The sequence below is a fragment of the Pseudomonas sp. S2_A10 genome, assembly GCF_054668465.1.
This window is the reverse complement of the sequence record NZ_CP162773.1, coordinates 4,481,633-4,495,401: the sequence shown is the minus strand read 5'-3', so window position 1 is coordinate 4,495,401 and position 13,769 is coordinate 4,481,633. Positions and strand designations below refer to the sequence as shown.

Below are 13,769 nucleotides of genomic sequence, written 5' to 3'. Positions count from 1 at the left end.
GAGATTGCGCCCGGTTGTAGTGAGTCGCTCGACACTCGTCTTGACGGATTGATCGCTGACGCAAGCGTGGGTGTTTGATCAGTGGAAATCCCGGCTCTGCACATGAATGCCGTTGAGCAGCGGGCTCAGGTCGCTCATGCGCCCGGCGATCAGGTGGCGCACATCGCCTTCGCGTTCCCAGCGGCCGTCGACCTTGAGCAATTGCGACCCCACCAGCACTTGGCGCTGCCGCTCGGCCAGGTCACGCCAGACCACTACGTTGACGTTGCCGAACTCGTCTTCCAGGGTCACGAACGTCACGCCGCTGGCCGTACCGGGGCGCTGTCGGCCGGTGACCAGACCGGCCACGCTGACCGGCCGGCCATGTTCGATATCCATCAATTCCCGCGAGCTGCGGCAACGCCGGGCCTGCAACTCGCCACGCAACAACGCCAGTGGATGCGGCCCCAGCGTCGTCCCCACGGTCGAGTAATCAGCATGCAGGTCTTCGCCAACGCTGGGTTTGGGCAGGACGATTTTGACTTCCTCTTCGTTGGGCAGGCCGGCGAACAGGCCGAGTTGTTTCTGCACCCCGGCTACTTCCCAACGCGCACGATGACGATGCCCGGCCAGACCGCGCAAGGCGCCGGAGTCTGCCAGCAAGGCCTGCGCACGACTGTCGAGGGCGGCGCGCTCACCCAGGTCAGCGACATCGGCAAACGCCCCGTGTCGGCGCGCGGCTTCGATGCGCCGTGCGTCCTCTTCGCGAAATCCCTTGATCATGCGCAGGCCCATGCGAATCGCCGGTTGCCCGGCACTCAGCGGCTCGAGGCTGCAATCCCAGTCACTGGCGCGCACGTCCACCGGACGGATCTGCAATTGGTGCCGCCGCGCGTCCTGCAGAATCTGATCCGGACTGTAAAAGCCCATCGGCCAACTGTTGATCAATGCACAGGCGAACGCCGCCGGCTCGTGGCATTTCAGCCAGCAACTGGCGTAGGTCAGCAAGGCGAAACTGGCGGCGTGGGATTCGGGGAAGCCATAACTGCCGAAGCCTTTGATCTGCTCGAAGATCTGCGCAGCGAATTCCGGTGTGTAGCCGTTCTTTTTCATGCCGGCGGCGAGGCGCTCCTTGTGCGGCTCCAGTCCGCCATGGCGCTTCCACGCCGCCATCGAGCGGCGCAACTGATCGGCCTCACCGGGGCTGTAGTCGGCAGCGACGATGGCGATCTGCATGACCTGTTCCTGAAACAGCGGCACGCCCAGGGTTCTTTTGAGTACGACTTCGAGCGCCGGCGACGGATAGGTTTCCGCCTCTTCGTTATTACGTCGGCGCAGATACGGATGAACCATCCCGCCCTGAATCGGCCCGGGACGGACAATCGCCACTTCGATGACCAGATCGTAGAAAGTCTTTGGCTTCAGGCGCGGCAGCATCGACATCTGCGCCCGCGACTCGATCTGGAACACGCCGACGGTATCGGCGCGACTGATCATTTCGTAGGTCGGTTTGTCTTCAGGTGGAATCGTCGCGAGTGTCAGGTTCAGATCACGATGCCGGCGCAGCAGGTCGAAGCAGCGGCGAATCGCACTGAGCATACCCAAGGCGAGAATATCCACCTTGAGCAGGCCGACCGCATCGAGGTCGTCCTTGTCCCATTGGATGATGGTGCGGTCGGCCATGGCTGCGTTTTCCACTGGCACCAGGGTATCCAGCGGTTGCTCGGAAATCACGAAACCACCGGGATGCTGCGACAGGTGCCGGGGGAAGCCGATCAGTTGCCCGGTCAGGCTCAGTACCCGACGCAGCACCGGACTGTCCGGGTCGAAGCCCCCTTCACGCAAACGTTCCAGCGGCGGCGTTTCATCGCTCCAGCGCCCGCAGCAATCGGCCAGCGCGTTGATCTGATCCGGTGGCAGGCCGAGGGCCTTGGCTACATCGCGCACGGCACCGGTGGCGTGATAGGTGCTGACCACCGCGGTCAGCGCCGCACGTCGCCGGCCATAACGGTTGAACACGTATTGCAGGACTTCCTCGCGGCGCTCGTGCTCGAAATCGACATCGATGTCCGGCGGCTCGTTGCGCTCTTTGGACATGAAGCGTTCGAACAGCAGCGTAGTACGATCCGGATCGATCTCGGTGATGCCCAGGGCAAAACACACCGCCGAGTTGGCGGCCGAACCACGGCCCTGACAGAGGATGTTCTGCGTGCGGGCAAAGCGCACCACGTCGTGCACGGTGAGGAAGTAGCTTTCGTAGCCGAGTTCAGCGATCAATTGCAGCTCGTCATCGATCTGCTTGAGCACCTTGGCCTGAGGCCCTTTCGGCCAGCGCCAGGCAATGCCCTCCTCGGTCAGATGACGCAACCAGGAACTGGCATTGTGGCCCTTGGGCACCAGCTCTTTCGGATATTGATAGCGCAGCTCGCTCAGATCGAAGGTGCAGCGTCTGGCCAGTTTTAGCGACGCTTCGAGCAAGTCCGGCGGATACAATTCGCGCAGCACATCAAGGCAACGCAAATGCCGCTCGCCATTGGGATGCAGGCGCAAACCCGCTTCGGCCACGGGGACGTGATGACGGATCGCGGTCATGGTGTCCTGCAAGGCACGGCGCCCCCGGGCATGCATGTGCACATCGCCGCTGGCCACGGCTGGAGTCTGCAGCTCAGCCGCCAGAGCCAACAATGCCGCGAGCCGCTGCTGATCGTTCTGCCCGCGATGCAGTTGCACCGTGAGCCACAGGCGGTCGCCGAAGGTTTGTTTCAGCCAGCGCCCTTCTTCGCGGTCATCCACTGAATCCGGCACCCACAACACCAGCAAACCCGGCAGCGCTTCGGCGAAGTCTTCGCGCAGCAGCTGATACTGGCCTTTCTGCGTACGCCGCCGGGCCTGGGTGATCAAGCCGCACAGGGCCTGATAACCAGCAAGGTTTTCCACCAGCAGTACCAGTTTCGGGCCGTTGTCGATGCGCACCTCGCTGCCGATGATCAGCGGCAACTCGACGGACTTTGCCGCTTGCCACGCACGAACGATGCCGGCCAGGGTACATTCGTCGGTGATCGCCAGCGCCTGATAGCCGTGCTTTTTCGCCCGCTGAAACAGCTCCAGCGCGCTGGAGGCTCCGCGCTGGAAACTGAAATTCGACAGGCAATGCAGTTCGGCGTAATCGGCACTCATGCGAACCAGCCTTGCAGCCACAGCGGGCCGCCCTCACCCACAGCGCGCCAGGCCCAGCCCTGCTGACCGGCGCGGTTCTGGATCAGGTAGTAATCACGCCGCACGTCGCCACCGTCCCACCAACCGGATTCGATGCGCTCCGGCCCCATGAGAATCCGCGCCGAACCTTCCGGCACGCTCTGCGGTTCGTTGAGCAGCCAGCCCGGGCGCTGGACGCTGGGCAAACCTGTGCAAGGCTGTTTGTCGACGCCATTCTGCCACGCGCACTCGGGGCGATGATCGGCCTGAAAGCGCAAGCCCTGCACCGCGTCATCACCCAGCCGTGCGCGCAGACGTTCGCGCAATTGCTCCCAGGGCAAGGTCTGCTGCGGGCGGTCGTCGAACAGCTCCTGATACTGCGGAACGAAACTCGGCAGGTCTTCGGCGCGCAAGCGAAAACCACGCACCGGCGCCTCGACCTGGACTTGCTCCAGCCGGCCACGGGCCAGTTCAAACAGCATCGCCGCGTCACGCTCGGCACTGAGCAGGCCGACCTTGATCACCGTGTCCGGCAGCCCTGCGTGTTCCAGATGCAGATCAAAACGCTGCACGCCACTGTCGCGCCCACAGAGGAACGCCGACAGGTCGCCGGTCAAGCGCCGTAACGGGAACAGCAATGCCTGATGGGATTGCACGTCGAAATTCAGTTCGATGCGGATATCGAAACGGTCTGGCGGCAGATAGAACGCCAGCGCCAGCGGGCGTGCGCCGAACAGCGTGTCGAGGTGCTTGAGCATCTGCGCTTCGAAACGCCGGGCCAGTGCCTGGCGTGGCAGGCTTTGCACCTGACTGAGATTGCGCAGGCCCATGCGCGACAACGCCGTGGCGACATTCGGCTCCAGCCCCACACGATCAACCGGCAATTGCCCGAGATGATGCTGCAAGGCTTCGCTGTCCGGCACCACCAGGCCATCGTAGGCATTGGCCAGCACTCGTGCCGCCACCGGGTTCGGCGCGGCGACGATGCGATGGCGAAAGCCCAGATCTTTCAATTCCTGGCGCAGGCGAGCTTCAAATTGCGGCCAGGTACCGAACAGTCCGAGGCTCGATTCGATCTCGAACACCACGGTACGCGGGTAATGCACGCTGACCTGCGCGCTGAAGCGATAGGCCCACGCGGCGAGAAACTGCTGCCAGCGCTCGACCTCGGCCACCTCGTAATCGGCGGTGGCAAAGCCTTTGCTCATGGCTTGCGCGGCGGTCATCGACATGCCGGGGCGCAGGCCGAGTTTGCGCGCCGCCGGATTTACCGCTTGCAGCACTCGGCGTTGGGCCGGACCGCTGAGCAGCACCAACGGCTCTTCAGGGTCGGGCCGCTGACGCAGCACAGCGTCGAGGGCCAGTTGCGGAAAGAGAATACATACCCAGCGCATGACGATCAGTGCCCCACGGCAAAGGCAATCGGCGCCGCACGCGCCAGCCCGCCACGGCATTTGAGTACGCGGAGTTGCGCCGGTTTGGCATCGATGGCTATGCGCAACGCTGCCGGTGACGGGTTGACCGCCTCGCTCAACGGGCGCCAGGCAAAGGCCAGGGTCTGGCCGGTTTCCGCCGCTACCTGCAAACGCCGCAAAGCCCGGTCGTCGGCCTTGTTCGGCCAGCACAGCACCGCGCCGCAACTGCCCGAGCGCAGACACTGCTCCGCCGCCCACAAGGCATCGCGTTCGCTGGCCTGAATCACCGACAACTGGCGCAAATCGACCCCGGCATTGGCCCAGGCCTGCGGGTACGGCACGAACGGCGGCGCCACCAGCACGATGCGCTCACCGGCCGCGGACAATCGCGCCAGGGTTGGCCAGACCAGTTGCAGCTCGCCGACACCAGGGCCGGCGAGAAGGATTTCGCTCAGCGCCGCTTCCGGCCAGCCGCCGCTGGGCAGAGCTGCGTCCAGTCCCGCATGCCCGGTCGGCTGCGGACTCGCCGCCGGTGGCGCAGGCCTGCCGCGCCAGACCTGGCCGCCATTGAACAGCGTATCCAACGCAACGACGGCGCCCATCAGCCTTGCCTCACCAGACCACAGAACACGCCTTCAATGGCCAGATCCTGATCATCACGCACGACAATCGGCTTGTACGCCGGGTTGCGCGGCAGCAGGCGCACTTCATCCCCGACCCGTTCGAAGCGTTTGATGGTGACTTCACCGTCCAGACGCGCAACGACGATCTGGCCGTTCAGCGCCTCGGGATTGCGCCGCACACCGACCAGATCGCCATCGAGAATGCCGTCTTCGATCATCGAGTCGCCCTGCACCCGCAGCATGTAATCCGGGGTGCGGGAGAACAGCGCCGGGTCGAGCAGCAAACGGTTATGGATATCGGCATCGGCGCCAATCGGCGCGCCGGCGGCCACACGACCGAGTACGGGGATCTCCAGCAGCTCCGGACGCGATGGCTGGCCGAGCAAACGAATGCCCCTGGCCTGATGCGGGTTGACCTCGATGAAACCGGCTTCCGTGAGCGCCAGCACATGCTTGCGCGCCACGCTGCGCGAGGCAAAACCAAAAGCCTCGCTGATTTCAGCGAGGCTTGGGGGCTGACCGTGCTCGGCGATGCGATCGCGGATAAAGGTCAGAATGGCGGTACGGCGGGGAGTCAGATTGGTCATGGAGTACATTTGTACTCCTGTGGGAAATGCCTGACAAGAACCGCCAGTCGGCGCATGCCGACGCAGGGAGCTGCCGAAGGCTGCGATCTGATCGTTCCCACGCTCTGCGTGGGAATGCCTCAAGGGACGCTCCGCGTCCAGTGACGCGGAGCGTCACGGGCTGCATTCCCACGCGGAGCATGGGAACGATCATCGGATAAGGTCAGGAAGCCAGTTGCGCCAGGTACTCCCACGGATAAATCCCGCGTTGATGCCCGTCGCTGAACACCAGTTGCACACCATAACCCTGCGGGTTGAGTTCGATCAGGCGCACGCGATCATCAACCAGCGGCGTGACACCGCGCAGGCGAAATGCGCGGCATTGCGAGCAAGGGCATTGCCGGCGCAGATCGGCATGCTTGAGCAGCGATTCGCGCCCGTCCGGCCAGCTCAGGTGTAACGTGCGCTCACTCTGCGAGTTGCCCACCGACAGCGGATTCATTGCAGCTGACTCAACGCGATGCGCACGGCTTTGCGCACTTCCGGGTCGCCGTCGTCCTGCGCTGCCTGCAACGCGGCCACGGCGCCGCGATCGTTCAACTCTCCAAGCGCCAGCGCGGCCTCCTTGCGCAGGTTGCTGATGCGGTGGCCGAGAGTGTCGATCAGCGCGTCCAGCGCCGGGACGAAACGCAAGCGGCCAAGGCTGCGAGCGGCGCGCAGGCGCACTTGCCAGTAATCATCGCTCAGCGCTTCGACCAAGGTCGGGCCGGCGTCGCTGTGGCCAACCTTGCCCAGTGTCGTCGCGGCTTCTTCGCGCACTTGCCAGGCGGGGTCGTGCAAAGCCTGGCGCAACGCCGGCAATACTTCGGCGCCACTGGCCAGACCCAGCGCACCTGTCGCGGCGCGGCGCACTTCGGTGTCCGGGTCGTCGCTGGCCAGTTGCGCCAGGGCTGGCAGCGCGTCGAGCTGTTTGAGCCAGCCGAGCACGCCAACCGCTTCGCGCCGAACATGAGCATCGGCATCTTCCAATGCCGCGACAGCAGCCGGCGCGGCCTCGGCAAAGCGCAATTCTCGCAACGCCCGAAATGCGGCTATGCGCACACTGACATCGGCATGTTCGGTCCACGGCAGAATCACGCGCCCCGCCGCTGCAGTCTTGAGCAGGCTCAGGCTTTGCGCCGCTGCCGATTGCACAGCGGGCGACGTATCCGTCAGCGCTTCGCACAAGGCTTGCACGACCGCATCGTCCTCCCACGCTTCAAGCAATCGCGCAGCTTCAGCGCGAACATCCTTGGCAGGATCCTGACGAAGTCGATCAACCAGCCAGAGCAAGCCATCCGGTTCTTCGAGATCGGCCAGATCGATCAGGGCAATGCGCCGCACGCCGGGATCTTCCGCCGTCAGGCGCGGTTGCAGGGCGCGGATGTCTTCGTTGTCTGTCACAGCAAAAATAGAGGTCATAAGGCAAATCGCGGCAAAGGGTTTTCAGGAGGCAGGCCGAGCGGATTGAGGCGCGGCAGCGGTCGGTCGTTGTCGTGGCGCAGCAGGTCGAGGCAGTGGCGCTTGAGGCGAGCGAATTCCGGGCTGGTCACCAGTTCACTGGTGCGCGGACGCGGAAAGTCCAGAGGCAAATCTTCGATAATTCGCCCCGGTCGCGCGCTCATCACCAGCAAGCGGTCGGCGAGAAACAGCGCCTCGTCAATGTCGTGGGTGACGAAAACCACCGTGGTGCGGATGCGCGTCCAGATGTCCAGCAGCAGTTCCTGCATGTTCAGACGGGTCAGCGCATCCAGCGCGCCGAACGGTTCGTCCATCAGCAACAGGCGCGGGCGATTGACCAGCACCCGGGCGATTTCTACCCGTTGCTGCATGCCCCCGGAGAGTTGATCCGGCCAGCGCTCGGCGAAGCCTTCGAGGCCGACCAGTTTGAGGATGTCGTCAGCGGCGCGATGGCGCTCAGCCTTGCCGACCCCGCGCATTTTCAAGCCGAAGGCGACGTTGTCGCGCACCGTGCGCCACGGGAACAGCGTGTGGTGCTGAAACACCATGCCGCGCTGCGGCGACGGGCCGGTCACCGCGCTGCCGTCGACTTTCAGGCTGCCGGTACTGGCATTCAAGTGGCCGGCCAGGGCGCCGAGCAAGGTCGACTTGCCGCAACCGGACGGGCCGAGAATGCACACGAACTGGCCGGATTCGATCTGGCAATCGAGGCCCTGCACCGCTTCGAAGGCTTCGCGGCCCTGGCCGAGGACGATGGACAACTGGCGAATGTCGATCCGCCCTTCCGGGGTTTGCATCACGCTCATCAGGCTTTGCCTCGCGGTCGATGCCAAGGCGTGAACAAGCCGCCCAGGCGTTTGATCAGCCAACTGCTGCCCATGCCCAACACGCCGATCAGGAGCATGCCGACGACAATGTCGGCGTAGTTCTGAATGGTGTAGGACTCCCAGGTGTAGTAACCGATGCCGAACTGCCCGGAGATCATTTCTGCCGTCACCAGACAGAACCACGACGTGCCCATGCCGATCGCCAGGCCAGTGATGATGCTCGGCGCAGCGCCCGGCAGGATTACTTCCAGCAGAATCGCCCGACGCCCTGCCCCGAGGCTCTTTGCCGAGGCGATCAGGCGTGGATCAACGCGTTCGACGCCGTGCACGGTGTTGAGCAGGATCGGGAACAGCGCGCCAGTGAAGGTGATGAAGACCATCGACAATTCCGAGGATGGAAACATCAGGATCGCCAGCGGAATCCACGCCACGGCGGGGATCGGGCGCAGGACTTCCAGCGGTGGCAGCAAAATGTCTTCAGCCCATTTCGACCGGCCGATGGCCAGGCCCAGGGCGATGCCGATGATCAGCGCCGCCAGATAGCCGGCGAAGACGCGGCCGAGGCTGCTGCTCAAGTGCTGCCAGAGTTTGCCGGAGTCGCCCAGGCCCAGTGCGGCTTCGATCACCGCCAGTGGCGTCGGCACGTTGGCAAAGGTGACCAGGCCGAGGTTCCAGTCGTGGCTGGCGGCGAGTTGCCAGAAGAGCAGGCAGAGCAGCAGTGAGGCGGCTCTTGATGTCCAGCGCAACGGTGTTTTCATAGTCCGGTTTCCAGTTCGGGTTCTGTGTGATGGCTGAGATTTACCCCCTCACCCCAGCCCTCTCCCCCAGGGGGGCGAGGGGGAAAGGGAGCCGATTTGCGTGCTTTTCACGACCTGAGTTCGACTCGATATTTCACGTCGGCGTATCTCTCACCAACAACTCGGTCAGTCCCCTCTCCCCTCCGGGAGAGGGTTAGGGTGAGGGGCTTTTGATCTCAGCGCTTGCAGACCTCAGTTCGACTCGGTAATTCACGTCGGCGTATCTCTCACCAACAACTTGGTCAGTCCCCTCTCCCCTCCGGGAGAGGGTTAGGGTGAGGGGCTTTTGATCTCAGCGCTTGCAGACCTCAGTTCGACTCGGTAATTCACGTCGGCGTATCTCTCACCAACAACTCGGTCAGCCCCCTCTCCCTTTGGGAGAGGGTTAGGGTGAGGGGCTTTTGATCTTCAGCGCGCAGCAACAACCTGCGCAGTGGCATCGCTAAAGTCGAACACCTTGCCACCCTGCGCCGCAGCGTAGTGCTGGGCCTGGCCCTTGAGCAGAAATGCGCTGAGGCGACCCTTGGCATCGCTGGCAAACCACGCTTGTTCGGCGAGCAACTTGATCCCGCTGTCACTGGCCTGCGCATATACCGCGCGAATGTTCTTGCCCTCCTGCTTCAACCCTGCCAACGCGATGAAGGCCGCTTCAGCCGAGCCGTAACGGCGGACTTTTTCCTCACCGCGCACCCAGATTTCCGCGACATGGCTGACGTCGGTGATGGCTCTGCCCGTCGCCGCATCCACGCCCGGCAATGGCGTCTGCGCGTAGTTGGCCAGTTGCGCGGTGTAATCGAGGTTCGCAGCCTTGAAGGCGGCGCGGATGTACTGGTCGTCGATGAAGCTGTTCAGGTCGAGCCCGCGATCGGCTTTCTTCAGCAGCTTCAAGGTATCGATGGCGGTACCGACAGCCTGGCGGTATTCAGGTTTCCAGCTCAGGTCGCGGGTCTGTACGCCGAGCGGGCCGTGAAACAGGTAGTTGACCTCGGCATCGACGCCGGTGACTTTGGCGATCAGTTCGCTGTACTTCTCGGGTTCGGCGGCAAGCAGTTGGTTGGCTTCGATGCTCGCGCGCAAATAGGCGACGACGATTTCCGGGTACTTCCTGGCGTAGGCCTGATCCACCAGTGCGCCATGGAAAGTCGGCGCGTTGGCCTGGGCGCCGTCGTAGATCTTGCGGGCGAAACCACGGCTCGGGAACAGCTCGGCGAACGGCACGAAATCGGCGTGGGCGTCGATCTTCCCGGCCTGCAATGCCGAGCCGGCGACTTCCGGTGGCTGAGCGATGATGTTGACATCCTTGAGCGGGTCCCAGCCCTGCTCTGCCACGGCGCGAAGCAACATGCCGTGAGCCGTCGAGGCGAATGGCACCGAAATGGTTTTGCCCTTGAGTTCACTCAAGCTCTGCACGGCCGAGGCGCTCGGCACGACGATGCCGTTGCCGCTGCCCTTGATGCTGCCCGACAGCACGCTGATGAACAGGCTGTGCTTGCCCGCTGTTTCGAACGCCACACCATTGAACGCACCGGGGAAATCGGCCATGGCGCCAAAGTCGAGCTTGCCGGCGACCATCTCGTTGGTCAGCGGCGCGCCACTGGTGAAATTCTTCCACTGCACATCGTACTTCGCGTCTTTGTAGGCGCCATCGTGGGGCAGGTATTTTTCCAGCAGACCGAGTTCACGGATCAACAGGCCACCGGCGGCGCAGTTGATGGTGGTGTCCTGAGTGCCGATGGCGATGCGGATGGTTTCGGCCGAGGCCGACAAGGTGAATGAAGCCAGTACCAGACCGGCAAGTGCTGCACGCAACATGAGTGTTTCCCCTCGAATCATTTGTTTGAAGTTCGTCTCCGCCGCGATCAGGGCGCGGTGGGAAACGAGGGGTGTTTTGCATTCAGCGTCCGGGGTTCACCGGATGGCTATTGGATAATCACAATTGCAATGTGGGAGCGAGCCTGCTCGCGAAGGCGGCGGGTCAGTCACCATCATTGTTGAACGAACGATTGCTTTCGCGAGCAGGCTCGCTCCCACAATGGATTTGGGGTCAACGCAACAAATAGGGGATGTCGACCTTCACCGCCCCCGTCGGGCAATCCTTCTCGCACGGCATGCAGTACCAGCATTCATCGAATGCCATGTACGCTTTTTGCGTGGCCGGGTTGATCGCCAGCAGGTCCATCGGGCAGACGTCGACGCACACGGTGCAGCCCTTTTCGGCGATGCATTTGTCCTCGTCCACGGTGACCGGGGCGTTGGAGCGGAAGAAGATTTCCTGAGCTTGATAAGCCATGGTTCGGACTCTCTTTCTAGTGATGCATCAAGCGGCGAAGGCGCCGACCCGCAGGCGGTCGTAGGCCTGCATTTCTTCGGCATCGAGCGGGATGATGTAAGGCTCGACGGCTTTCTTGAAACTGGTCATGCGCCCGTCCTCGCCCTTCTTCAGATGGCAATGGCAGAACCACTCGGCGTCGTTGCGTTGCGGGTGATCGACGCGATAGTGGTACAAGCCCCAGCGGCTTTCGGCGCGGAACAACGACGCGCGGGCGGCCATTTCGGCGCAGTCGCGGATCACGCTGGTTTCCATGGCGCGCATCAATTCGTGAGCATTGCTGGCCTTCATCTGCTCAAGATCGTGCTCGATGTCGCTGAAACGCTGCAGGCCGATCTGCATCTTCTTGGTCACTTTCGGCGGTTGCAGGTAGTCGTTGACGAAGCGGCGCAGCTTGTATTCCACCTGCGCCGGTGGCAGGCCGTGTTCGCGGTCGAGCGGCGCGTAGACCCGGGCTTTCTCCTTGGCGATCTGCTCGCTGTCCAGTGCGGAAAACTCGCGACCGGCGACAAACTCCGCCGCGTTGTGCCCGGCGAACCAGCCATAAGTGAACGCGCCAAGCATGTAGTTGTGCGGCACTGCAGCCATGTCGCCGGCCGAGTACAAGCCTTTGACTGAAGTCTCGGCACGCTCATTGACCCACACGCCGGACGCCGAGTGGCCGCTGCAAAAGCCGATTTCCGAAATGTGCATTTCAACCATCTGCGTGCGGTAGTCGGTGCCACGGTTGGCGTGGAACTGGCCACGGCTCGGGCGCTCGTTGCTGTGCAGGATTTCCTCGATGTTCTGGATGGTTTCCTCGGCCAGGTGATCGAGTTTGAGGAACACCGGACCGTTGCCGCTCTCCAGTTCCTGGTGAAATTCCCACATCATCTGTCCGCTCCAGTAGTCGCACTCGATGAAGCGTTCGCCCTTGTTGTTTGCGGTGTAGCCCCCCAGCGGGCCGGTGACGTAGGCGCAAGCCGGGCCGTTGTAATCCTTGATCAAAGGGTTGATCTGGAAGCACTCGAGATTGGCCAGCTCAGCACCGGCGTGATAGGCCATCGCGTAGCCGTCGCCCGCATTGGTCGGGTTCTCGTAGGTGCCCATCAAGTAGCCAGACGATGGCAGACCCAGGCGTCCGGCCGCGCCGCAGGCGAGAATCACTGCTTTGGCCTTGATCACATGGAAGTCGGCGGTGCGGCAATCGAAGCCCATCACTCCGTTGATCGCGCCCTCCTCGTCGGTCAACAAACGCGTGCATACCAGGCGATTGGTGATGCTCACCCGCGCACGTTTCAACTGCCGATACAGGACTTTCTTGATGTCGTGCCCTTCCGGCATCGGCAGCACATAGGCGCCCATGTGGTGGACCTTTTTTACCGCGTAGTCACCGGTCTCGTCTTTCTCGAACTTCACGCCCCAGCGGTCGAGTTGTTCGATGGTTTCAAAACTGTGCGTCGCATAGGCGTAGACCGCCGCCTGATTGACGATGCCGTCGTTGGCGATGGTGATTTCCTTGGTGTACTGCTCCGGTGTCGAGTGGCCGGGGATGATCGCGTTGTTCAGGCCATCCATGCCCATGCTGATCGCGCCGCTGCGCTTGACGTTGGCCTTGTCGACCAGCAAAACGCGCAAATCGCGGTTCTTCTCTTTGGCCTTGATCGCCGCCATCGGCCCGGCCGTACCGCCGCCAATCACGACGATGTCGTATTCCTGTTCTAGAACGTTGCGGGTCATGCCTGCTCCCCTTTTTGCCGGTCGATCCGCAGGCGGTACTGGAACGCATCGCCACGGTAATAAAGGTGTTCGAAGTCCAGCGGCTGGCCGTGGGCATCGTGGGTCAGGCGCTCGATGCGCATGATCGGCGAGCCCGCTTCGACGCTGAGTGCCTGGGTCAGGTCGCTGTCGGCCAGCACCGCATCGATGGCCAGATCGGCGTGGCCGAGGGCGATGCCGCAGTCGTTTTCCAGAATCAGAAAGATGTCGCGAGTGACCAGATCAGCCTTCTCCAGCCGTTCGCCGACGGCTTTGGGCAGGTAGGTAATTTCCAGCGAGATCGGCTCGCGGTTGATCAGGCGCACGCGTTTGATCTGCGCGACGATCTCACCTTCGGCCACCTGCAGACGCTCGGCCACACGCTTGTCGGCCGGAATGAATTTGAAACTGCGCAGGCGGTTGATCACCTCGTAGCCGCGCCCGGTCATCGACTCGGCGAGGCCTTGCAGGCTGCTGACGTTCTGAAAGGTTTTCGGCTTGGCGACAAAGGTGCCCTTGCCATGGATTTTGAAGATCAGCCCTTCTTTCTGCAGATCGCCCAAGGCCTGGCGCACGGTGATGCGGCTGACTTTGAACAGCGCACCCAGCTCGCTTTCGGAAGGCATCTGACTGTCTTGCGGGTATTCACCGTCGAGAATCCGCGCACGCAGGACGTCGCGCAGTTGGGTGTGCAGCGGAACGCTACTGAGGGAGAGAACGTTATCGGTCATCACGGGATCACTTGTCATAACGAGTTATGACGTGATCTTAGAGACGTTATGAAGAGGTTGAGAAATATTG

12 protein-coding genes are annotated in these 13,769 nt (G+C 62.7%); all 12 read right to left on the bottom strand.

Annotation, left to right across the window (positions count from 1 at the left end; all coding sequences use genetic code 11):
* Nucleotides 1–78 precede the first annotated feature (78 nt).
* Nucleotides 79–3,156, bottom strand: a complete 3,078-nt coding sequence (locus tag AB4N41_RS20200; protein WP_252877985.1) for an error-prone DNA polymerase — start codon at nt 3,154–3,156, stop codon at nt 79–81.
* Nucleotides 3,153–4,568 (bottom strand): Y-family DNA polymerase, encoded by a 1,416-nt coding sequence (locus tag AB4N41_RS20195; protein ID WP_252877984.1) that lies wholly within the window; start codon nt 4,566–4,568, stop codon nt 3,153–3,155. Before AB4N41_RS20195 ends, AB4N41_RS20200 begins: the two co-directional genes overlap by 4 nt.
* Nucleotides 4,569–4,573: 5 nt before the next feature.
* Complete coding sequence (gene imuA / locus AB4N41_RS20190; RefSeq protein ID WP_041478676.1) at nt 4,574–5,191, bottom strand: translesion DNA synthesis-associated protein ImuA; 618 nt, start codon at nt 5,189–5,191, stop codon at nt 4,574–4,576.
* On the bottom strand, nt 5,191–5,808 hold the full coding sequence (gene lexA, locus AB4N41_RS20185; protein WP_041478675.1) for a transcriptional repressor LexA: 618 nt from the start codon (nt 5,806–5,808) through the stop codon (nt 5,191–5,193). Before lexA ends, imuA begins: the two co-directional genes overlap by 1 nt.
* 193 nt (nt 5,809–6,001) lie before the next feature.
* Nucleotides 6,002–6,280 (bottom strand): DUF971 domain-containing protein, encoded by a 279-nt coding sequence (locus tag AB4N41_RS20180; protein WP_095179719.1) that lies wholly within the window; start codon nt 6,278–6,280, stop codon nt 6,002–6,004.
* A complete protein-coding gene (locus tag AB4N41_RS20175) occupies nt 6,277–7,239 on the bottom strand; it encodes a HEAT repeat domain-containing protein (RefSeq protein ID WP_252877983.1) in 963 nt (320 codons plus the stop codon). Before AB4N41_RS20175 ends, AB4N41_RS20180 begins: the two co-directional genes overlap by 4 nt.
* Nucleotides 7,236–8,084, bottom strand: a complete 849-nt coding sequence (locus tag AB4N41_RS20170) for an ABC transporter ATP-binding protein (RefSeq protein WP_252877982.1) — start codon at nt 8,082–8,084, stop codon at nt 7,236–7,238. Before AB4N41_RS20170 ends, AB4N41_RS20175 begins: the two co-directional genes overlap by 4 nt.
* Nucleotides 8,084–8,863: an ABC transporter permease gene (locus AB4N41_RS20165; RefSeq protein ID WP_056785162.1), complete on the bottom strand. Its 780-nt coding sequence runs from the start codon at nt 8,861–8,863 to the stop codon at nt 8,084–8,086. The genes AB4N41_RS20170 and AB4N41_RS20165 overlap by 1 nt, the downstream gene beginning before the upstream one ends.
* A 447-nt stretch (nt 8,864–9,310) precedes the next feature.
* Nucleotides 9,311–10,735, bottom strand: coding sequence for an ABC transporter substrate-binding protein (locus tag AB4N41_RS20160; RefSeq protein WP_252877981.1), 1,425 nt, complete (start codon nt 10,733–10,735; stop codon nt 9,311–9,313).
* A 211-nt stretch (nt 10,736–10,946) separates the two neighbouring features.
* Complete coding sequence (locus AB4N41_RS20155) at nt 10,947–11,192, bottom strand: 4Fe-4S dicluster domain-containing protein (protein ID WP_003225615.1); 246 nt, start codon at nt 11,190–11,192, stop codon at nt 10,947–10,949.
* 27 nt (nt 11,193–11,219) lie between these two features.
* A complete protein-coding gene (locus tag AB4N41_RS20150; protein WP_252877980.1) occupies nt 11,220–12,950 on the bottom strand; it encodes a fumarate reductase/succinate dehydrogenase flavoprotein subunit in 1,731 nt (576 codons plus the stop codon).
* The gene (locus AB4N41_RS20145; protein WP_236169017.1) at nt 12,947–13,699 is read right to left on the bottom strand and encodes a GntR family transcriptional regulator; all 753 of its coding nucleotides are present in this window, start codon (nt 13,697–13,699) and stop codon (nt 12,947–12,949) included. Before AB4N41_RS20145 ends, AB4N41_RS20150 begins: the two co-directional genes overlap by 4 nt.
* Nucleotides 13,700–13,769 lie beyond the last annotated feature (70 nt).

Bases quoted from the DNA above. Each gene is read 5' to 3' on its own strand.
- AB4N41_RS20200 (WP_252877985.1), bottom strand. From the start codon at position 3,156: ATGAGTGCCGATTACGCCGAACTGCATTGCCTGTCGAATTTCAGTTTC.
- AB4N41_RS20195 (WP_252877984.1), bottom strand. From the start codon at position 4,568: ATGCGCTGGGTATGTATTCTCTTTCCGCAACTGGCCCTCGACGCTGTG.
- imuA (WP_041478676.1), bottom strand. From the start codon at position 5,191: ATGGGCGCCGTCGTTGCGTTGGATACGCTGTTCAATGGCGGCCAGGTC.
- lexA (WP_041478675.1), bottom strand. From the start codon at position 5,808: ATGTACTCCATGACCAATCTGACTCCCCGCCGTACCGCCATTCTGACC.
- AB4N41_RS20180 (WP_095179719.1), bottom strand. From the start codon at position 6,280: ATGAATCCGCTGTCGGTGGGCAACTCGCAGAGTGAGCGCACGTTACAC.
- AB4N41_RS20175 (WP_252877983.1), bottom strand. From the start codon at position 7,239: ATGACCTCTATTTTTGCTGTGACAGACAACGAAGACATCCGCGCCCTG.
- AB4N41_RS20170 (WP_252877982.1), bottom strand. From the start codon at position 8,084: ATGAGCGTGATGCAAACCCCGGAAGGGCGGATCGACATTCGCCAGTTG.
- AB4N41_RS20165 (WP_056785162.1), bottom strand. From the start codon at position 8,863: ATGAAAACACCGTTGCGCTGGACATCAAGAGCCGCCTCACTGCTGCTC.
- AB4N41_RS20160 (WP_252877981.1), bottom strand. From the start codon at position 10,735: ATGATTCGAGGGGAAACACTCATGTTGCGTGCAGCACTTGCCGGTCTG.
- AB4N41_RS20155 (WP_003225615.1), bottom strand. From the start codon at position 11,192: ATGGCTTATCAAGCTCAGGAAATCTTCTTCCGCTCCAACGCCCCGGTC.
- AB4N41_RS20150 (WP_252877980.1), bottom strand. From the start codon at position 12,950: ATGACCCGCAACGTTCTAGAACAGGAATACGACATCGTCGTGATTGGC.
- AB4N41_RS20145 (WP_236169017.1), bottom strand. From the start codon at position 13,699: ATGACCGATAACGTTCTCTCCCTCAGTAGCGTTCCGCTGCACACCCAA.